Here is a 21545-nt window from a genome sequence, read left to right on the forward strand (position 1 = left end):
AATAGTTGTCCTATTGAATAATTAAGGTGAGGGTAGGAAAAGTGAATGCAAAAAAATAATGGCATACAGGTTTGAGTGTCTTTGGAAAATAATAATGTAGCAATTCAATCAGCACAATTAACGCACTTACTGGCAGTCAGTGCGCGGACAGTCTTTGCCAGTTGTTTACTGGCTATCGTCCTTGTGGTGATGCAAGGTGACGAGATTCCTAGGCAAATTCTGCTAGGTTGGCTGTGGATTATGCTTGCCGTAAGTGCCACCAGAATTTTGGTGACTCGCTTTCATGCCAAGCACCATACGGACGATCCGCATGAAATTAGACGCCGCTTGACCATGTTTAGAAGCGGCTTAATATTGAGCAGTATGATATGGGGTGCGGTGGGGCTGCTGATGATCCGTTATGGCCAGCTCGAGCAGCAGCTGTTTGTGAGTTATCTAATTGCCGGACTGTCGGCTGGCTCAATCGTCTCCTATTCTATTGACCGGATTAGCGCGATGACGTATATCGCATTTGCGGTATTGCCGACATTATTAGGGTTTGCCGTGCTCGGCCATAGCATTTCGGTGCCGATGGCTATTGCTGGTATTGTCTACGTCATTTTTTCTATTTTTAGTATCCAATCGTTTTATCGCAATTTGCTAGAAAGCGTTTTATTACGACAACAAGCAACTGAACGTGAGGAAGAAATTAAGCGATTGGCTTTTTATGATGCGCTGACCAATCTGCCCAATCGCAGGCTGCTCATGGATAGATTGCACCATGCGTTGGTGCTGAGCCGTCGTTCTGGCAAGCGTGGCGCGTTGCTGTTTCTGGATTTAGATCACTTCAAAATGCTCAATGACACGCTAGGTCATGATATGGGCGACTTACTGCTTAAACAAGTGGCTGAACGTTTGAAATTGAGTGTGCGCGAAAGTGATACGGTTGCACGTTTAGGCGGCGACGAATTTGTAGTGATGCTAGAGGATTTGAATGAGGAGCAGCTTGCTGCGACCAAGCAAGTTGAGCATATCACCAGTCAAATGATTGCTAGGCTTAACGCGCCTTACCAATTAAATCAGTTTGAATATATCAGCACCCCCAGCATCGGCATTGCTATGTTTGGAGACCATGGTGAGTCGCACGAAGACTTGCTTAAACATGCAGATATTGCCATGTACCAAGCCAAGAAAGCGGGACGCAATATCATCCGCATGTTTGATTTTAAGATGCGAGATACTTTGCATTTGGAACGTGAGCATTAGTATTGGCCTGCAGACTGCATGTGCTGTAAACGCTGTGTGTAGACGTTGCGCAATAATGGCGGTAAGTGCTCAATGCGCAGCGCATACTCCAGTGTGCTGGCATCGCCTTCTTCCAGCTTTTGTAGACCCAATGCCATTCTGATGCTGATGCTTTGCGATTGACGTTCTACCAGTGCAATCGAATCACCAGCAGCCACGTCACCTTCTTGAAGTACTTTGTGATAAAAACCGCTGCGTCCACTGTGTAAAAACATGGATAAGATATCCGGTTTGCCCACTTTGTGTCCAAATTTAAAACAGGGAATCCTAGGCATGGTCGCTTGTATCACTGCGCTACCTACGGAAAATATATCCCCTACATAGACTTCATCCTCTAGCAAGCCTGAGACAGTAAAGTTCTCGCCAAACGTACCAAAGGGCAGTGCAGGTTTGCTCAAGACTTTTTGCCAATAAGCATAATGCTCAACTGGATAGCTATACACCGCCTGAAATTCGCCACCATGTACTGTTAAGTCGGCTTGACCATCTCCGGCTAGGTTGGTTTTGCTTAGCCGGACCTTTCCGGATTGTGGGGTTTTATAAATGCCAGTGTTGACCGAGTTTCCGTTGATTTCAACGACGGTGGGCATGGCCGTATTGACAGAGATTAACTGCATGAGATGTACGCTCGCTCAAGTAACGATGAGTGCTATTTAACCGTAAAAGCGCCGCTGACCATATGCGTTAATTTGCGTATGTGCTTGGGATTAGTGTGCGCTTTCCCAGTTATTGCCTACGCCTACTTCTGCTAATAGTGGCACATCAAGTGTCGCTACGCCCTGCATCAGTTTCGGCAGTTCTGCTTTTACCAGCGCCAGCTCATTGTCTGGTACTTCTAATACCAATTCATCGTGTACTTGCATAATGAGTTTGGTCTGTAGTTTTTCTTGTGTCAGCCAGTCTTGTACTGCAATCATGGCGAGTTTGATCAGATCTGCCGCAGTGCCTTGCATAGGCGCATTAATAGCAGCGCGTTCTGCGCCGTTGCGTCTTTGTACGTTAGGGCTATTAATTTCTGGCACCCATAAGCGTCGTCCAAAATAGGTTTCGACATAGCCCTGCGCCTTGGCAAGCTCGCGTGTGTTTTGCATGTATTGTTTTACGCCGGGGTAGCGCGCAAAGTAGCGTTCAATATAGCTAGCGGCAGCGCTGCGCTCAATGTTGAGGTTCTGCGCCAAGCCAAAGGCGCTCATGCCATAAATTAAACCAAAGTTAATCACTTTGGCGTATCGGCGCTGTTCGTTATCGACTGCACTGCGTTCTACGCCAAAAATCTCGGCAGCGGTAGCGCGGTGAATATCCTCATTGTTGGTAAAAGCTTGCAACATGCCGCTATCTTGCGACAAATGCGCCATAATGCGCAGTTCTATCTGTGAATAGTCGGCAGAGACAATGTGGCTGCCTTCACGCGCAATAAATGCTTCGCGGATACGGCGACCTTCGGCCGTGCGTACTGGAATGTTCTGTAAATTGGGGTCGGAGCTGGCTAAGCGCCCCGTGATGGCTACAGCTTGGTTATAGCTAGTATGCACACGCCCGGTTTTGGCGTTAATCATTTTTGGCAGCTTGTCGGTGTAGGTGGACTTGAGCTTAGCTAAGCCGCGATACTCCAGCAACACTTTGGGCAACGGGTAATCTAGTGCTAGCTCTTGCAAGACGTCTTCATCGGTACTGGGGGCGCCGCTAGGCGTTTTTTTGGTGGGCTTGATGCCCAGCTTGCCAAACAGAATCTCTTGTAGCTGCTTAGGTGAGCCTAAGTTAAATGGTTGGCCGGCTAATTCGTACGCTTGCTTTTCCAGTGCTACCAGTTTCAGGCCAATTTCATTGCTCTGACGGTTGAGTTGATTCGCGTCAATCAGTACGCCATTGCGTTCGATAGTGAATAAAATCTCCATCGATGGCATTTCAATTTGGCTGTAAATAAAGTTGAGTTTGGTGTCTGCTTCCACTTGCGGATGCAGTGCCTGATGCAGTTGCAACGTAATGTCAGCATCTTCTGCGGCGTATTCGGCGGCAGTTTCTACTGTCACCTGATTAAAGCTGACTTGCTTGGCGCCTTTGCCTGCTACCTGTTCAAAACTGATGGGCGTGATGCCCAAATGGCGTTCACTTAACTCATCCATGCCATGACCGCGATGGCTTTCCAATACGTAAGATTGCAGCAACGTATCGTGCGCAATGCCGTTGAGTGCGATGCCATGGTTGGCTAACACGTGTTTATCGTATTTTAAATTTTGCCCGACTTTTTTGAGCGCAGGGTTTTCTAAAATGGGCTTCAGTTTGGCAAGCGTTGCATTGCATGGTAGCTGCGTCGGCGCATCAAAATAATCGTGAGAGAGTGGCAAATAAGCTGCCTCTCCCGATTGCACGCTAAACGAGACGCCCACGATTTGTGCGGTCATCGGGTCAAGCGAAGTAGTTTCTGTATCGAAACAAAACAGTGAAGCTTGTTGCAGTTTGTCCAGCCAAGCATTCAAGTCGGCTTCGTTCAGAATCGTATGATAGTCACGGCGCGTATCTGCTTGATAGTGAAAGTCAGTGTCAGCTTTAGTAACGGGTTGACTAACAGGCGGATGCCCAGAAGAGGCGTTGGTAGTGTGGCTAGGCATATTGTCCAATTCACGCTTCCAGCTTTTGAATTCAAAGTGATCGAATAATGCAGTGAGTTTCGCTTTGTCTGGCGCTTGCGCTACCAGCTCATCAAAGTGTTCGCGGATGCCGATATCGCAGCGGATAGTAATCAGTTCGCGCGCAGTGGGTAGCCAAGGCAGTGCTTTACGCAAGTTCTCGCCCACCACACCTTTGATATTGTCTGCATTGGCTACGATATTTTCCAATGTACCGTATTCCTGCAACCATTTAACCGCAGTTTTGGGGCCGACTTTTTCTACGCCGGGCACGTTATCCGAGGTGTCGCCGATGAGCACTAAATAATCAATGATTCTTTCTGGCGGCACGCCAAATTTGTTTTGTACACCAGCAATATCCAACACATCATCGGTCTTGCGGAAGGCGTCACGCATGGTGTTGACCACGGTGATATGTTTGTTGACCAATTGTGAAATGTCTTTATCGCCAGTGGAGATAATGGTGTTGATGCCTTCACGTTCCGCCTGTTTGGCCAGCGCACCAATCACATCATCCGCCTCTACGCCATCTTCAATAATCAGTGGCCAGCCCATGGCGCGGATAGTTTCAAACAGTGGCTCAATTTGCACACGTAAATCATCTGGCATGCTGGCGCGGTTGGCTTTGTATTCCGGGTAAATATCATCGCGGAAGGTCTTACCCTTGGCATCAAACACGCATGCACTATATTCGGCCGGATAATCTTTATGTAGACGGCGTAGCATGTTGAGCACGCCCTGAATGGCACCTACCGGTTCGTTTTTGCTGTTACGCAAATCCGGCATGGCGTGAAACGCGCGGTACAAATAAGAGGAGCCATCTACCAGCAATAATGTTTTCATACGGGTTCCAAAAAGCGAGTAACAAAGTGACTAAAGCAAACTTAGTTAAGTCGGTTATTCTAGCTTTTATCGCTATAAAACACATGGCGTTGTTTAAAAATTGTTTTCCTGTTGTGTTCCGCCAATTGAATTTAGCTGTGCATGGTAGAATCAAATGCATATATTGAGTAGGGCGAGTTTGTAAGATGACGACAAGAAAATTACCACTAGTGACAGCGCCTGAGCTATTGAACGGCGATTCTGCCAGTTATGGCTCTTGGCATGCATTTGAAATCATGGCCGAGTTTGTAGGGGCGACCGAAAAACTCAAAGAAATTACCCCGGCCGTTTCTATTTTTGGTAGCGCCCGTACCAAGCCGGATCATCCTTACTTTAAGCTCACCGAAGAGATTGCCCGCCTGCTATCCGACTCTGGTTTTAGTGTGATTTCCGGTGGTGGCCCAGGTATTATGGAAGCTGCAAATCGCGGCGCATTTGCTGGCATAGGCCCTAGTGTCGGCTTGAATATCGAGCTGCCGTTTGAGCAGAGCGGCAATCCGTATCAAGACATTAGCCTGACGTTTAAATACTTTTTTATGCGCAAGGTGATGTTTGTAAAATATGCATCGGCCTATATTGTGATGCCGGGTGGCTTTGGTACCCTGGACGAACTCATGGAAGCGATTACACTGGTGCAGACTGGTAAATCTCGCAAAATTCCTATTATTTTGGTTGGCACCAAATTTTGGGCTGGCCTGATCGATTGGCTGAAAAATACACTGATTGCTGAAGGTATGGCGTCGCCAGAAGATATGTTGTTGATTCAGTCTATTGATGACCCCAAGCAGATTGTGGAAACCATTTTTAGACATTATGAATCTACAGGGTTTGAGCTCACACCGGCAGAGCGCAAAATCCAATTATATTTGTAATGCCCAGCATTTTATTTATCGTGCCCAGCACTTATGGCCGGTGTAATTTGTTAAAATAATTAAAACTGTTAAGGAGAAGAAAAGTGCACCGTTTAAAGTTACTGTCTCATGTGATGTGCATTTTCTTAGTCAGTGGATTTGCAATGACCAGCACGGCTGCTGAGCCAGCCAAAGCGCCACAGCGTGAGTTGTTAGAAGAAGTGCCGCCACCTCCCAAAGTAATTGAGGGTGAGCCGATGGAAGAACCACAAATCACCATCCGCAAAAAGGGCACAGAGACCATCGAAGAGTACCGTATTAACGGTGAGCTATACATGATGAAAGTCACCCCGCAAGGCGGCACGCCTTATTTTCTGCATAAAGATGATCCTAACGGTGGTTGGGTGAATATCGGCCCTAACCCACCTTTATCTGTACCGCATTGGATACTATTCCGCTTTTAACCTGAAGAGGGCCATGCCCTCTTTATTATTTTGGTGATTTTTGTTTAACCAACATGTCTGTTTTTACCACACTCACATCTGACGATGTTCGCGATTGGCTGACGCAATTTAGTATCGGCCAATTTCAGTCACTTAAAGGGATTGCTGCTGGCATTACCAATACTAATTATTTTGTGACAACAGATGCTGCGCGCTATGTGCTGACCATTTTTGAAAAAAATGATTTTGATGAGCTGCCATATTTCGTCAATCTGATGGCGCACTTGGCGCAACACGGGGTACCGTGTCCAGCACCTATTATGGATAAGCAGGGAATCGCGCTGCATCGCCTGAAAAGCAAGCCTGCATTGATGGTGAGTTGCCTGCAAGGTCGGGATATTAGTACACCGAATGTTGCACAATGCCAGGCAGTGGCAACTACGCTGGCCAATATGCATTTGGCTGGGTTAAGTTTTCATCAACAATCACACAATCAACGCGGGCAGGGCTGGCGCACCATGACCGCGCAGCAAGTCATGCCTAAAATGCAAGCCGATCAAAGCGCTTTGTTGCAGGCAGAGTTAGATTATCAACATGGGTTAGACCTGACAGCACTGCCCCATGGCGTGATTCATGGCGATTTGTTTAGAGATAACGTGTTGTTTGATGGCGACCGGCTTGGCGGCTTTATTGATTTTTACTATGCGTGTCATGATGTGCTGGCTTATGATGTTGCGATTGCTGCCAATGAGTGGTGCATCAGTGAACATGGCAGTTTTGATACAGCGAAACGCGATGCATTTCTAGCGGCGTATCAAGCAGTAAGACCGTTTGAGCTGGCGGAACAGCAGCATTGGCAAGCTTTATTGCGTCGTGCGGCTTTGCGTTTCTGGTTATCGCGTTTATATGATTATCATTTTCCTGTAGCAGGCGAGTTAACGCATGCTAAAGACCCCATGCATTTTGAGCAAATCTTGAGACAACGCATTCAGAGCGTATAAACTAGCAGCAAGCACACCATTAATAGAAATACATTGGCAAGGTACCTATGGCAATTTTAGAATCTCGCACCAAAACCGGATTAAGCTGGGTCAAAGAAAGTCTGGAGTTGTTTAAAACACAACCATCCAGATGGATGCTATTGGCTATTGCTTATGTCGGGATTTTTATGATGTTGCCTTCTATTCCGGGCTTGGGTATTTTTGCCTTGCTCACAGTATTAATTTGGCCAGTATTTATTGCATTTGCCGTGATGTTGTACCGCAACGCAGAAATGGGCAAGCAAGAAACCGTACAAGCTGTACTGGCAAAAATTCAACCTAAATTCACGCTGCTGATGTTATTGGGGCTGGCCTGTTTGGTCTATGCCACATTGGCTACTTTTCTATTGAATTCTGATATTCAAGGGCTAATGAGTTTTGCGGATAAAGGCGCGCAGATGAGTGAGTCAGAATATGTAAAATTCATGGATAAATTTATGCCGTTTATCCTCAAGCTGCTGTTGCTGTTATTCCCTTTGTTTATTGCCACCTGGTTTTCACCAGTGCTTATCGTTATCAATAACTACACATTGGTCAAAGCCATTAAATCCAGCATCGCCGGTGTGTTGCAATACACGGTAGCCATGGGTGCCGCGTGGTTAGTGCTATCAGCTGGCGTGATGGGCTTGATGTTAATCGTAGGTCTGGTGATTGGGGTGGTAGGCGCGCTGCTGCCAGCATTGGCACAGGCGCTGATGCCCATGTTGGTATTTGGCTGCTTACTGCTTGCTACAGCGCTCATGTTTGCGTTTCAATACGTCAGCTATCGCGATGTGTTTAGAGCCGCACCAGTTGAGTTACCCTAAACCTTAACTGCATTATCCTAATTGAGTAATCTTGAGCAAGCTGATACTGGCTCAAGCTGATACTGGCTTGTGTTAAATCTTTTCCAATTTAGCGTATTCCATCATCAACGTCTTTAAGCCTTGGTGGCCAAAATTGATTTTGATGGCTAGGTCACTGGCATTGCCTTCGTAGCTCACCACTACGCCATCTCCAAATTTTGCATGCCGCACACTTTGCCCGATTTTAAACGGGTACTGCTGGCTTGCGGAAGGCTTGGCCTGGTAGTTACCACCAGTCGCATAAGCTTTAGGCGTAGGCTTGCTGTTTAGCCGTTTGAGCAGTTCGTCCGGGATCTCATCCAAAAAGCGTGATGGAATGCCATAGCGCACTTGGCCGTGCAACATGCGGCTTTGCGCATGGCTTAAATACAGGCGTTGACGCGCGCGCGTCACCGCCACATACATCAAGCGGCGTTCTTCTTCTACGCCGCTGTTTTCATAAGTACTTTGTTCGTGTGGAAATAAGCCTTCCTCTACGCCGCTAATAAATACCGCTTTAAATTCCAAGCCTTTGGCAGCATGCACGGTCATCAACTGTAGCGCCTCACGCCCAACGTCTGCTTGATGTTCGCCGGCTTCTAAACTGGCATGGTTTAAAAACTGTGTAAGTAAATCGGCATCTTCTTCTACGTTGTTGTGGTTACCAAAGTCTTGGTTGCTAAAGGCTACCGCCGCGGTGACCAACTCTTCCAAGTTGGCAATGCGGTCTTCCCCTTCTTTATCAGCTTGGTAATGCGTTTTTAAGCCAGACATTGTAGTGGCTAACTCTGCTAGCTCTGGCAACTTAATGCCATAGGCTTGATTCACCATCTCACGGATTAGCCCAACAAAACCATCGATACCTTTACCGCCTAATGTGCCATTGCCCACCTTATTGATAGCGGCTTGCCATAGGCTGCAGTTTTGCTGACGCGCTGCTTCTTGCAGTTGCTCTAAACTACGTGCGCCAATACCACGCGCAGGAAAATTGATGATACGCAACAGTGCCGTATCGTCATTAGCGTTGGCAATCAAGCGCATATAGGCCAATGCATGTTTGATCTCTGCACGTTCAAAAAAGCGTAAACCGCCATATACGCGATACGGGATATTGGCTGAAAATAGGGTGTGTTCCAAGATGCGCGATTGTGCATTACTGCGATAGAGTAAGGCCATATCCCCTAAGCTGGTGCCTTCGTTCTGCAGCATATTCACTTCATCTACAATAAACTGCGCTTCGTCCGTATCGTTATAGGCATCATATACACGCACAGGCTCACCTTTGCCGGCGGTGGTCCATAAATTTTTGCCTAAGCGATGTTTGTTGTGCGAGATAATCGCATTCGCAGCATCCAAAATATTGCTGTGCGAGCGATAGTTCTCCTCCAGCTTCACAATATTTTCCACATGAAAATCAGATTCAAAATCACGCATGTTGCCCACACGTGCACCGCGGAAACCATAGATAGATTGGTCGTCATCACCTACTGCAAAAATACAATTGCTGGTGCCGGCCAAGAGTTTTAACCACAAGTATTGCAGACGATTGGTGTCTTGAAACTCATCCACCAGAATGTAGTGGAAGCGGCTTTGGTAATGCTGGCGAATATGCGCATCGCGCTCCAGCAGTTCGTAACAACGCAATAGCAATTCGGCAAAATCAGCAACGCCTTCGCGGTTGCATTGTTTATCGTATTCTTCGTAAATTTCACGTAACTTTTGCGAATGCGCATCGTAGGCATCTACCGCATGCGCGCGTAGACCTTCTTCTTTGCAGCTATTGATATAGCCTTGCACTTGTTTTGGTGGATATTTCTCATCGTCCACATTCATCAATTTCATCAAGCGCTTGATGCTAGAAAGCTGATCAGCGGTATCTAAAATTTGAAACGTACTAGGTAAGCCAGCCTCGCGATAATGTGCACGCAATAGACGATTACATAAGCCGTGAAAGGTGCCAGCCCACATGCCACGCGTGTTGATCGGCAACATAGCGGTCAGGCGCGTCAACATCTCTTTAGCCGCTTTGTTGGTAAAGGTCACCGCCATCAACCCCATGGGCGATACCTGTCCGGATTGAATCAACCAAGCAATGCGGGTGGTCAGTACACGTGTTTTTCCACTGCCTGCCCCAGCTAAAATCAGTGCGGATTGTCGGGGGAGGGTAACGGCTTCCAGTTGTTTATTATTGAGGCCGGATAAGATTGAGTCGGTGTCCATAGCGGTATTATCGCATGGCTACCGGTTTCAATTAACTGTGATAATAAAAATAGAAATTTAGACTAAAAAAGTTGGAACTAAGCCCGAAAAGGCTTAGTCATAGAGTACATGATGTGCAAGTTGACGCTTGCCATCTTTCCGCTTCTTTCCTCCCTGAGCGGAAGCCTTAGACGATGAGGCTATTTGCCCCGATTTAATCCCCTTAATCGGGGCTTTTTTTGTGCGGCGTTTATTTGTAAATAAATCTTAATTAAGTGTAAACAAGTTGTAATGCCATGACAAGCGGTTTATGTGCGTGCGCTCATGACACACACCACTCACAACGTTAAAGCTGCCAATTAATAGGCGCTTGTCCATGCTCAATTAAATATTGATTAATGCTAGAAAACTGGTGGTTGCCAAAAAACCCACGATGCGCAGAGAGTGGCGATGGATGCACAGATTTAAGCACCAAATGGCGTTTTGCATCAATCACACCGCCTTTTTTCTGTGCGTAACTGCCCCACAATACAAACACCAAACCTTCCCGATGCTTGTTTAATGCAGCAATCGCTGCATCGGTAAACTGCTCCCAGCCTTTGTTTTGGTGTGCACCTGCTTTGGCTTGTTCTACTGTCAGCGTGGCATTGAGCAACAACACACCTTGATCTGCCCACGGCGTTAAGTCACCATTTCTGCTCATCTTAATATTTAAATCGGCTGAGATTTCTTTGAAAATATTGAGGAGGGAAGGGGGTAAATCCATGCCTTGCGGCACCGAGAAGCTTAATCCATGCGCTTGTGGCTGTCCTTTATTATCTTGCCCGTGGTAGGGGTCTTGCCCAATAATCACCACGCGTACTTGATCAAACGGCGTGTGATTAAAAGCATTAAAAATCAGCGGTCCTGGCGGGTAGATAATTTTGCCGGCCGCCTTTTCTTGCTGAAGAAAAGTACGCAAGGCTTCCATATAAGGTTGATGGAGCTCGTCACCAATGACGGTTTGCCATGAAGGGTGGAGCTGTCCGGATTTTTGGAGTGCTGTCAAAATAATACTTCTTGGGTTAGACGTGAATAATGTTTTGCTTATTGAACGCGTTTAAGCGTGCCCAGCTCCGTCACAGCAGAATCGTCGCCAGTGATGGTGTATTTTACAACGGTGCCTTTTGCTACCCCTGTTTTGTAAGTCACCAATATATCTCGCCCCTTGGCTTCGTATGTGACTTTCTCTGTGATATCGAGCGCGGTTACTTCACCTTGTTTGAATTCCATGGGGATGGAGATCAATCCATCCAAACGCCACTTCCCTGCTAACTCTCCAGGGTTATCCAGAGTATTGTTTGCGCAGCCAATGAGTAGCGCAATGCAATAAAACGTAGTGAAAAAATATTGTTTGAATGGCATAGTGCCGAGCCTTAAATGTGTGGAGACTGCAATAGATGCCCGTATCGTAATTGACGCTGTATTAATCGTCAAACTTAACGGTTTGGTAGGTTTATGTATATTGCATGCGGCGCACTGAAATTGAGTGCGCCTAAAGTGCTACTGTTTTAATTGCCAATTACCCCGCACGCCACGCGCGCGCCACCACCGCCAAGAGGCGCAGGGTGATCGGAGTGGTTATCACCACCGGCATGAATCATCAACGAGCGGTTTTTGACATCTGCCAGCTTTAGTCTTGGTGCAAGCACTGCATTGCTTGCGCTTCCATCAGCAGCTACGTATAGCGGCGGAAGGTCGCCAAGATGCCCGTCACCCCAAGGCTCGCCATGACGCTTTGTTGCTAGTGGGTCAAGATGAGCGCCCGCACCCAATGCAGCTACCAGAGCACCATCTTTTTCTGCTGGTGCGCATGACGGTTTCTCGTGCACGTGAAAGCCATGAAGCCCAGGCGCAAGGCCTTTGAGGGTTGGGTAAAAGGCTAGGCCATAAGGTGTTTCAACAATACGGATGGTGCCTATATCTGCACCTGTTCCTTGTGTTTCTGCTATGTTTAACGCAACTGTTATCTCAGCAGCGGTTGCTAAAGCGCTGGAGAGCAGGAGTGTAGAAAATACTACTTTGTTCTTCATGATGTTTCCTTTGTGATAATTAAAGACTAACGTCTGGATTAAGGTGTGTTGTTAGGAGTCCCGTTTGATTGATGGGGTAAGTGACTTGAGGTGCACGGTGACTTGCTAAGAAAGGCCACTTAACCATGTCTTTAGATTGACCACGCTGGCCCACCAAGTCTCTACAGTGAGCGTAGGGTGGGTTCTCGAACCCACGCGAAACACACTATCAATCATCACCAAATTGACCTGCTTCCCCCAATCCCTCTCCAGCCCAGTCACTCGGGTGTAAGCCTAAGTTAACATGTTTATGGAAAGACGAGTGCTCCCAATCACGCACGTGTTTAACCAAACCATGCTTAACAGGATTAAAGTGACAATAATCCATGTGTGTTTGGTAATCGCTTTCGTCACGTATTTGATGCTCCCAAAACCTACGCTGCCACAGCGTCGCTTCTTGGTGCTTTGCTTTAGAAGCGCTATGAAATTCAGGGCGATTCAAATAGCTACCACATTCATGTGTGACGTAGCGTTTGATTAATTGCCAACGCAATGAAAAGTTAGCATCGTTTTCAGGCAGTGTCCAAATAGTGTGTATATGGTCGGGTAACAATACCCAAGCATCAATTTTAAAAGGATATTGCGCTTTCACTTTAATAATTGCCTTTTTTAGCGCATGACGCACAGGCTCATCACACAAAAAGCGTTGCCGACGGTAAGTCACCACCGTGAAAAAGTAAGTGGCATTAGGCGTATTAGAGCGTCGATAGTGTGACATGCATTGATTTTAGTGTGTTTTTCCAACAGGTCAAATGCAAACAAAGTGATTGATATGCATTGGGTTTAGTAGGGTGGGGTTTTAACCCCACGCGGATGAGATAAGTTGAACCGATGCAACGCGTGGGTCACGAGTGACCCACCCTACGATGGCTTTTGTATGCGTTATGCGTTAGTAAATTCTTTAGATACAAAAATGTATTTTTCTACCTCTTCAATAATTTCTGGGTATAAATAAAATGGTGCATTTTCAAACATCATAATTCTTTTCATTAATACTGATTTTCTGTTGGAGTTTGAGTAATATAGATTGCACCATACTAAATCAGGCCTTGTTTTAGATTGTTTGCTGTCTAGCGTTTTCTCAATAAATCCGCCAGATATGAATGTATTTTGTTTGCTAGGTTTATCAATCAATTGTATTTTTTTATATTTTTCTGAATTAACTGCAGAAAATTGACTTTCCAAATAGATATATAGCTCAGAATTGCAATATCTACGTAATTCCCAAACGGCACGATCTAGAATTGCTAACTCAGGATCATAGATAAACCAAGAATTTTCTAAGTATCGGTCATTTGCCCTATAGTCTTCGAGTCGTCTAATAAAATTTACTGTCTGATCAGATAGTTTTATATCAACTCGCTCACTGATAAGTTTTAAAGACTTTGTAACTTCATGTTTAATTGGTTTTTTTGGCTTTAGTATCCGAGTAAGAATTGCTATGCATTTAGCATATTTTTCTAATGCATGAAGTGAAGACCAATGAAATTGAGGAAATAGCTCAGCCTTGTATGCCATACGCGCATGTATATAATCCTTATCAGCTGTATCCCTAAAAGCCCTTAATGCATAAGTGTTTACTTTCTGCATCATGCTAGGAATCATGGTTGCTGTTTGAGTAATGTCTTGATCCATATTTCAATCGTAATTGACTCGCCCTGTCTCGTCAAACAGCCATAAACAAACAAAAACCTCGCCGAAGCGAGGTTCTAATATTACGGAGTAGCAAGTTTACACTTCGTGATTGCATCAACCCGCCGCGAGGCGGAAAATTGATGCAACATCAAAGAGCCTACATCATACCGCCCATGCCACCCATACCGCCCATATCCGGCATTGCTGGTGCGTCATCTTTTGGCAATTCAGCAACCATACAGTCAGTCGTTAACATTAAGCCAGCGACTGAACCTGCATTTTGCAATGCAGAACGGGTGACTTTAGTTGGGTCAAGAATACCCATTTCAATCATATCGCCGTAAGTTTCGTTAGCAGCGTTATAGCCATAGTTGCCTTTACCAGCCGCAACGTTGTTGACTACTACAGATGGCTCAACACCAGCGTTGGCAGTGATTTGACGTAATGGCTCTTCTACCGCGCGCAATACAATTTTAATGCCTGCTTCTTGATCTAAGTTATCGCCTTTTACTTTGCTGATTGCATCACGTGCACGGATCAATGCAACGCCACCGCCAGCCACAATGCCTTCTTCAACTGCAGCACGTGTTGCGTGTAATGCATCTTCTACGCGTGCTTTTTTCTCTTTCATTTCGATTTCAGTCGTCGCGCCAACCTTAATCACTGCAACACCGCCAGCTAATTTAGCTACGCGCTCTTGTAGTTTTTCACGGTCGTAGTCGCTTGAAGCTTCTTCGATTTGTGTTTTGATTTGTGTAATGCGTGCTTTGATGTTTGCTTCAACGCCATGGCCATCAATGATGATGGTGTTTTCTTTGCCCACTTCAATACGTTTGGCTTGGCCTAACATTTCAAGCGTTACGTTTTCAAGTTTCAAGCCCACTTCTTCAGCAATCACAGTGCCGCCAGTTAAGATAGCGATATCTTCTAACATGGCTTTACGACGGTCACCAAAACCAGGTGCTTTCACAGCAACAGTTTTCAAGATACCACGGATGTTATTCACTACCAATGTTGCCAATGCTTCGCCATCTACATCTTCTGCAATGATTAATAATGGGCGACCTGCTTTAGCCACTTGCTCTAATGCTGGTAATAAATCACGGATGTTTGAGATTTTTTTGTCATGCAATAACACAAATGGATTGTCCATTAAAGCGATTTGACGCTCTTGGTTGTTGATGAAGTATGGAGATAAGTAGCCACGGTCGAATTGCATACCTTCTACTACGTCTAGTTCGTTGGTTAAGCCTGAACCATCTTCTACGGTAATCACGCCTTCTTTACCAACTTTGTCCATTGCGTCTGCAATGATTTGGCCTACTGATGTATCTGAGTTTGCTGAAATTGAACCTACTTGTGCAATTTCCTTGCTTGTCGTACATGGTTTTGATTGTGCTTTTAAATCAGCAACAGCAGCTTCAACGGCTTTGTCGATACCACGTTTTAGATCCATTGGGTTCATGCCGGCGGCTACAGATTTCATGCCTTCACGGATGATGGCTTGTGCTAGTACGGTTGCGGTTGTTGTACCGTCACCTGCGATGTCATTGGTTTTAGAAGCCACTTCTTTCACCATTTGTGCGCCCATGTTTTCGAATTTGTCTTTTAATTCGATTTCTTTCGCTACTGAAACGCCATCTTTAGTGATGGTTGGTGCGCCGAATGAGCGCTCTAACACTACGTTACGGCCTTTAGGACCTAGTGTTACGCGTACTGCATTGGCTAATACGTTTACGCCATTTACCATTTTTTGACGAACGTCATCGCCGAATCTTACGTCTTTTGCTGCCATGTTAAATTCTCCTGAATACTATATTTGATCAATAGATGTTTTAAATTTGATTATTCAACCTTAAATTTCCGTTGAAATTATTCAACAATCGCCATGATGTCTTCTTCGCGCATCACCAATAATTCTTCGCCATCCACTTTTACAGTTTGGCCAGCGTATTTACCAAATAACACTTTGTCGCCAACTTTAACGTCTAAGGCATTCAATTTGCCGCTGTCGTCGCGTTTGCCATTGCCTACTGCTTGTACAATGCCTTGATCAGGTTTTTCTGTTGCACTGTCTGGAATCACAATGCCAGAAGCCGTTGTACGTACTTCTTCAGAACGTTTAACAATCACACGGTCATGTAGTGGACGAATTTTCATTAGTTTTCTCCTTGGTGTATGCTTAAACTATCAATAGTTTAAAAACAATAGTTTAAAAATGCGTTAGTAATTACGGTGCGTGATTTTAGCACTCACCTACCTTGATTGCTAATTTTGGGATGATTTTTATAAATTCAAGTGTAAAACTTAAAAAATCAGTCTTCTTTTTTGAGGTTGGAACATTATTTTGTCGATAGAACCAAGTGAACAATCCCCAGGCGCAGAGATTGCGGTACAGCAGTTAAATTTGAGCTATTCGCAGGAGCAAGATCGCTTGCTGCTGAAAGTGGGTTTAAGTGACCAGACTGAAATCTTATTATGGTTAACGCAACGTGTTGCACGCATGATTTGGCAGCTGTTAAGCGCGGAATCGCATTTGCCTGCTACGGTTGTCAGTCAAGCATCCTCAGCAAATATAGCGCCGCAACAGGCAGTGCAACAATTTAAGCAAGAAGTCAAAGCAGTAGAAACGTTGCAGAAGCTCGATTTTGAAACTGCGTACCAGCCCAGAAAAGAGGCATTGCAAGCGGGTGGTACGTTAATTAAAGAGGTACAGTTACTGCAGGCAGATGCTTCAACACATCTCAACACGCAAGCCTTGGAAATGCAAAGCGTTGATGGGGTGAATCTGCGTTTGAATCTCACCAGCGAAACCGTTGTGGCAATATGCAATATGCTGCAACTCAGTACAAAAGAAGCAGGGTGGACGTTGAGCGCATCGGCCAGTGCAACTGCATCCATCGCCATCACTTCAACCGATCAAAAACAGGTATTACATTAATGGATTACACCTTACTCGGAAACACGGATATTCGCGTGTCTAAAGTATGTTTAGGCACCATGACCTATGGTGACCAAAACACGCAGGCCGATGCCAATGATCAGCTCGATTATGCGCTTAGCCAAGGAATCAATTTTATCGATACGGCAGAGATGTATCCGGTGCCGCCGCGCGCTGAGACGGTGACGCGTACCGAAACCATTCTCGGCCATTGGATTAAGACCAAGCCGCGGGATAGCTTTATTTTAGCGAGTAAAATTGCCGGGCCCAGACGTGGCATGCATTGGATACGTGGCGGTCCTACTGGGCTGGATAGAGACAATATTCGCGCTGCCGTACACGATAGTTTGCAACGGCTGCAAACCGATTACCTGGATCTATATTATTTGCATTGGCCCGAGCGCAATGTGCCGATGTTTGGCCAATATCAGTTTGACCCCCAGGCAGAATTAGACAAAGACGGTAACCCAATCGCTTGGGTCAGCATGCAAGCGCAGTTAGAAGCGCTAGATGAGCTGATTAAAGAGGGGAAAATCCGTGCGGTTGGCTTGAGCAATGAGCAGCCGTGGGGATTGATGGAGTTTTTACGCATTGCCAAAGAACGTAATCTACCAAGAGTAGCCGCACTGCAAAACTGCTATAACTTGATGAATCGCGGTATGGAGTTTGGCATGACAGAAGTGCTGTACCGTGAGGGCATCAGCCTCATGGCGTACTCACCACTTGCATTCGGCCATCTCACAGGTAAGTATGTGGATGACCCACAAGCAGTGGGCCGTGTAACGCAATTTTTGGGCTATGCCCAACGTTACAAAAAACCAGGTGTGCCCGAAGCCAGCAAACGTTACACGGCGCTTGCTCGTGCGCATGGTTTGTCACCTACTCAGCTTGCGCTGAGCTTTGTCTATCACCGCTGGTTTGTGGGCAGTACTGTGATTGGCGCTACCAGCATGACGCAGTTGGCAGAAAATGTATCGTCTTATTTTGTGAAGCTAAATGCAGATGTGCTGGCAGAAATCGAACAGATTCATCTGACCATGATGAATCCTGCGCCGTAGCGCGCAGATGACGTGGTTACATTAACCCTGTAACATATAGGGTTTTTATTGCCTCTGACCATTCGTCAAGAAAGTCTGCATGTCACCACTCCCCAATTGCCCGCAATGCCAATCCGAATACACCTATGAAGATGGTGACCAGTATATTTGCCCCGAGTGTGCGCACGAGTGGAGCAAAGCTGCGCGTGCTGATAGCGAAGACACTACAAAAGTAGTGCGCGATGCCAATGGCAATGTGCTGCAAGATGGCGATAGCATCACCGTGATTAAAGATTTGAAAGTCAAAGGCTCTTCATCTGTGGTGAAGGTGGGGACCAAAGTCAAAAATATCCGCTTGGTAGAAGGTGACCATGACATTGATTGCAAGATTGATGGATTTGGTGCAATGAAGTTGAAATCTGAGTTTGTGAAAAAAGCATAAAGTTAAATCCCTTTGTAGGATAAGCACTGATAGTGCGTGTAGGCGTGTGGTGATACATTCTTAACTATCATACTGGTAGTACTTTTGTCGAATAGGGATGGTCATCATGCAAGGAATTAAAAATAAAACGGCTCAAGCATGGGCTGTAGTAATGCTTTGTTGGCCAGCGCTATTATTTGCACAAACGCCCGTCACGGTTGAGCAAGCACTAATCAATTGCAAAAAATTATATCCCTCTGAATTTGAATCAAAAAAGCGCTTAGCTTGTTTTGATAGCATCAGTACACCAACAGAGTTTGTAGCAGAAACCACGCCAACCAACACTGTTACTGAAGGGGATGCACCCAACGCCATTGCAAAAACAGCACCGCCTATTGCCATTGAAAAACCCAGTACGCTTAGTTATTTAGAGAGAAAGTGGCGGTTAACATCTCAGGGCGATTGGAGCATCAGCGATTTTGAAACGTATAAATCCAATTATTTGTTGGTGACCAAAACGAATAATACGAACGATACACCGCAATCCCCAAGCTATATCAATACAGAAGATCGACATTTGGATGATAAAGACTTGCGGTTTCAAATCAGCTTAAAAACGGAGATGATGAACAACATTCCCATCGTGCGTGAGCTGCCTTATGTCACCAGCTCCCGTATCTGGGCAGCTTATACCCAGCAATCTAATTGGCAGGTATTTGATTCTGCAGCTTCAAGGCCACTACGTGAGAATGTATATGAGCCGGAGATTGTGCTGTCATTGGGTATCGATAACGAAGTGGATGGCGAAAAGAAACACTATATTCCTAGGATGCTCAATGTTGGCTTGGTGCACCAATCCAACGGACGTTCAAACCCAACGTCTAGAAGTTGGAATCGCTTTTATTTGGAAAGTGGTTGGGAGCTGAGCGATAGCCTCTCGTTAATGGTGCGCCCGTGGTGGCGCATTCCTGAATCAGAAGACGATAACCCAGACATTGAAAAGTACATGGGTTATGGTGATATGAGTATTCGCTGGGAAGACCGTAAGCGTAAAAACGCAGCGACGTTATTGCTACGAAATAATTTACGCAGCGACAATAAAGGATTTGCGCAATTGGATTTACAACGGCAAGTGATGAACAATCCTTACCTTAAGTTGCATCTGATGGCTTCTAGCGGCTACGGTGCTAGCTTGTTAGATTATAACCATAGCCAAACTATATTGGGTGTGGGTATCTCTTTAGGGGAGTAGGTCACGGTTAAACTTAAATGAGATAAGTTTAACTGGGCGTGTATGCGCCTTTGGGGAAAAAGTTGATCGCTTGCGGCGGCCCCAATTTTAAAATGGGTTTTCTAATCTGACCCATCACGTGCATCTCGCACGGTTTGCAATCAAACTTCAGAGTGTAACGATCGTTGCCACTAATCAACGTCATGGGTTCTGCCGTGACGGTGCCTTGTACACCAATCACGCCTTTGGCCTCTTTCGGGCAAAGCCCGTGGCTAAAACGTAAGCAGTGTTTGGTGATCATCACTGGCACTTCGCCTAATTCTTCATTGGCCTCGTACGCTTTGGCGATAATTTTTACGCCGTGCTTGTGGTAAAAGTCACGCGCTTTTTGGTTATAGACATTGGCTAAGTAAGTCAGGGTGTCCTCTGGATAGATTGCAAGCGGCACATTGGATGGGCGACGCAGCGGGCGCTGATAACTTAATGCACGCGTCTGAATCAGCTGTTCAATGGCTTCACGGCGAAGATTGTTGATAATTGAAGCAGGGATAAACCAAGCTTGTGCAAGCTCCAAGTGTATGTCTTTGGCTATAAAGTCAGTGTTGCCGAGTTTGCCTAGATTCTCACGTACGCTTGTTTCTGCTTTTGCAGTGTCGTTAGCTGCTTGTTTTTCCGCCGTAATTTGCGCTGTTGCACTCAAGCCCTGTGCATCCGTGACGGTGAGTGCAAAGCCATCGCGTGTTTCATAAACAGTCATGCTCACTTCAATTTTGCGTACGGCAGAATCTTTTTCGAGTAAACGCATAAACGCGTGGTCGCGATTTCTATACATCAAGGTGTTGTTACGGATATCGACTGGCATTTCATTTGGAAAAATACGCTTGCCTTCCACCGTGTTGACTCGCAACCCCACCAACTCTTTATGCACATCAAAAAAGCATACGCCATCACCGTTATGTAACTCAACGTCGGTGGATATTTCAATAAAGTCTTTGCCTACTTTAGTGACTTTACCTAGTACTTCACCCGAAAATTTTGGCGTATCAAATGCACCAATATCGGCCTGACGGCCATTGGCAAAGTAGTCGGTGGCGCTACGGTTAAACGTCTTTTCTGGTTGCGGGGTAAAGGTATAAGTGGTATTGCCCGCTGAGGATTTTTGATACTCAGGATAATGATCTAGGATTTCATCCAATAGCTGGCGGTAGTGTGCGGTAGCATTTTTAACATAGGGTAAATCTTTATAACGGCCTTCAATTTTGAAAGAGCTCACGCCTGCATCAATCAGGGCGCGCAGATTGGCGCTTTGGTCGTTGTCTTTCATGGATAGAAAGTGTTTATCTTTGCCCAAGATACGACCTTTTTGGTCCTCTAGTGTGTATGGCAAGCGGCACTCTTGTGAGCACTCACCACGATTAGCGCTACGCCCGGTATGCGCGTGGCTGATAAAACATTGCCCGCTGAATGCCACGCACAATGCGCCGTGGATAAAGTATTCCAAGTTGCAAGTGGTGGCTACTGCAATTTTTTTGATGGTAGGAATATCTAGCTCGCGCGCCAACACAATTTGACTAAAGCCGACTTTATCTAAAAATTGAGCTTTTTCTACCGTGCGGATATCCGTTTGCGTGCTGGCGTGGAGTTGGATAGGTGGTAAATCCATTTCCAATAAGCCCATGTCTTGCACAATCAGTGCATCCACTTCTGCATCATAAAGCTGATGCACCAACTGACGTACGCCCTCTAATTCGTTATCGTGAAAAATCGTGTTCAGCGCGACAAACACTTCTGCATGATAGCGATGCGCATGTTTTACTAATCGCGCAATATCGGCCACCGTATTGGGTGCTTTTGCGCGCGCACCAAACGCTGGGCCGCCAATATAGACAGCATCGGCGCCATGGTTGATGGCTTCAATACCGAACTCTGCATTTTTGGCAGGGGCAAGTAGTTCTAAGTGGCGACGCGTTTTTAGCATGTGGAACAAAAAAATATTTAAAAAACAGCATTTTAGACCAA

General features: G+C 45.8%; 20 protein-coding genes. 9 read left to right on the forward strand and 11 right to left on the reverse strand.

Features of this window, described 5'->3' with window-relative positions; all coding sequences use genetic code 11:
- The first annotated feature begins 75 nt into the window (after positions 1-75).
- Complete coding sequence (locus FG11_RS00730) at positions 76-1245, forward strand: diguanylate cyclase domain-containing protein (RefSeq protein ID WP_369751679.1); 1170 nt, start codon at positions 76-78, stop codon at positions 1243-1245.
- On the opposite strand, the gene FG11_RS00735 is transcribed toward FG11_RS00730, so the two are convergent.
- Together FG11_RS00735 and polA are read right to left on the reverse strand one after the other, a co-directional pair.
- On the reverse strand, positions 1242-1901 hold the full coding sequence (locus FG11_RS00735) for an MOSC domain-containing protein (RefSeq protein ID WP_047532556.1): 660 nt from the start codon (positions 1899-1901) through the stop codon (positions 1242-1244). The two genes, FG11_RS00730 and FG11_RS00735, sit on opposite strands and share 4 nt — an antisense overlap.
- A 90-nt stretch (positions 1902-1991) precedes the next feature.
- A complete protein-coding gene (polA, locus tag FG11_RS00740) occupies positions 1992-4754 on the reverse strand; it encodes a DNA polymerase I (RefSeq protein WP_047532558.1) in 2763 nt (920 codons plus the stop codon).
- 185 nt (positions 4755-4939) lie between these two features.
- Between polA and FG11_RS00745 the strand changes: the two genes are divergently transcribed.
- The 4 genes from FG11_RS00745 (at position 4940) to FG11_RS00760 (ending at position 7933) form a co-directional block, all read left to right on the forward strand.
- Positions 4940-5665: a TIGR00730 family Rossman fold protein gene (locus tag FG11_RS00745; RefSeq protein ID WP_020183720.1), complete on the forward strand. Its 726-nt coding sequence runs from the start codon at positions 4940-4942 to the stop codon at positions 5663-5665.
- Positions 5666-5748: 83 nt separating this feature from the next.
- Positions 5749-6108, forward strand: a complete 360-nt coding sequence (locus FG11_RS00750; RefSeq protein WP_020183721.1) for a DUF2782 domain-containing protein — start codon at positions 5749-5751, stop codon at positions 6106-6108.
- A gap of 53 nt (positions 6109-6161) precedes the next feature.
- Complete coding sequence (locus tag FG11_RS00755; protein WP_047532560.1) at positions 6162-7088, forward strand: homoserine kinase; 927 nt, start codon at positions 6162-6164, stop codon at positions 7086-7088.
- 47 nt (positions 7089-7135) lie between these two features.
- Positions 7136-7933 (forward strand): BPSS1780 family membrane protein, encoded by a 798-nt coding sequence (locus tag FG11_RS00760; RefSeq protein WP_047532563.1) that lies wholly within the window; start codon positions 7136-7138, stop codon positions 7931-7933.
- Between the two features lie 72 nt (positions 7934-8005).
- Here FG11_RS00760 and FG11_RS00765 read toward each other — a convergent pair whose 3' ends face one another.
- The 8 genes from FG11_RS00765 to FG11_RS00800 form a co-directional block, all read right to left on the reverse strand.
- On the reverse strand, positions 8006-10171 hold the full coding sequence (locus FG11_RS00765) for a UvrD-helicase domain-containing protein (RefSeq protein ID WP_025223700.1): 2166 nt from the start codon (positions 10169-10171) through the stop codon (positions 8006-8008).
- Between the two features lie 325 nt (positions 10172-10496).
- A complete protein-coding gene (gene ung / locus FG11_RS00770) occupies positions 10497-11198 on the reverse strand; it encodes a uracil-DNA glycosylase (protein ID WP_442922016.1) in 702 nt (233 codons plus the stop codon).
- A gap of 38 nt (positions 11199-11236) precedes the next feature.
- On the reverse strand, positions 11237-11554 hold the full coding sequence (locus tag FG11_RS00775) for a hypothetical protein (RefSeq protein WP_020183726.1): 318 nt from the start codon (positions 11552-11554) through the stop codon (positions 11237-11239).
- A gap of 146 nt (positions 11555-11700) precedes the next feature.
- Entirely contained in the window at positions 11701-12222 is a 522-nt protein-coding gene (gene sodC / locus FG11_RS00780; RefSeq protein ID WP_047532567.1) for a superoxide dismutase family protein, read from the reverse strand.
- Positions 12223-12430: 208 nt separating this feature from the next.
- Positions 12431-12979, reverse strand: a complete 549-nt coding sequence (locus tag FG11_RS00785; RefSeq protein WP_081978161.1) for an REP-associated tyrosine transposase — start codon at positions 12977-12979, stop codon at positions 12431-12433.
- A 164-nt stretch (positions 12980-13143) separates the two neighbouring features.
- Positions 13144-13896 carry a HEPN domain-containing protein gene (locus tag FG11_RS13155; protein WP_052184887.1) on the reverse strand — a complete coding sequence of 251 codons (753 nt, stop codon included), beginning with the start codon at positions 13894-13896 and terminating at the stop codon, positions 13144-13146.
- Between the two features lie 157 nt (positions 13897-14053).
- Entirely contained in the window at positions 14054-15691 is a 1638-nt protein-coding gene (groL, locus tag FG11_RS00795; RefSeq protein ID WP_025223704.1) for a chaperonin GroEL, read from the reverse strand.
- A 77-nt stretch (positions 15692-15768) separates the two neighbouring features.
- The gene (locus FG11_RS00800; RefSeq protein WP_020183730.1) at positions 15769-16056 is read right to left on the reverse strand and encodes a co-chaperone GroES; all 288 of its coding nucleotides are present in this window, start codon (positions 16054-16056) and stop codon (positions 15769-15771) included.
- A 187-nt stretch (positions 16057-16243) separates the two neighbouring features.
- On the opposite strand from FG11_RS00800, the gene FG11_RS00805 reads away from it, so the two are divergent.
- The 4 genes from FG11_RS00805 (at position 16244) to FG11_RS00820 (ending at position 19547) form a co-directional block, all read left to right on the forward strand.
- Positions 16244-16837 carry a hypothetical protein gene (locus FG11_RS00805; RefSeq protein ID WP_052184888.1) on the forward strand — a complete coding sequence of 198 codons (594 nt, stop codon included), beginning with the start codon at positions 16244-16246 and terminating at the stop codon, positions 16835-16837.
- Positions 16837-17895, forward strand: coding sequence for an aldo/keto reductase (locus FG11_RS00810; RefSeq protein WP_047532569.1), 1059 nt, complete (start codon positions 16837-16839; stop codon positions 17893-17895). The genes FG11_RS00805 and FG11_RS00810 overlap by 1 nt, the downstream gene beginning before the upstream one ends.
- 79 nt (positions 17896-17974) lie before the next feature.
- Positions 17975-18316, forward strand: a complete 342-nt coding sequence (locus FG11_RS00815) for a zinc ribbon domain-containing protein YjdM (protein ID WP_047532571.1) — start codon at positions 17975-17977, stop codon at positions 18314-18316.
- Positions 18317-18422: 106 nt separating this feature from the next.
- Positions 18423-19547, forward strand: a complete 1125-nt coding sequence (locus FG11_RS00820; protein WP_052184889.1) for a phospholipase A — start codon at positions 18423-18425, stop codon at positions 19545-19547.
- Positions 19548-19575: 28 nt separating this feature from the next.
- Here FG11_RS00820 and FG11_RS00825 read toward each other — a convergent pair whose 3' ends face one another.
- Positions 19576-21504 carry a peptidase U32 family protein gene (locus FG11_RS00825; protein WP_020183735.1) on the reverse strand — a complete coding sequence of 643 codons (1929 nt, stop codon included), beginning with the start codon at positions 21502-21504 and terminating at the stop codon, positions 19576-19578.
- Positions 21505-21545 lie beyond the last annotated feature (41 nt).

The organism is Methylotenera sp. N17 (assembly GCF_000799155.1).
Lineage (GTDB): Bacteria > Pseudomonadota > Gammaproteobacteria > Burkholderiales > Methylophilaceae > Methylophilus.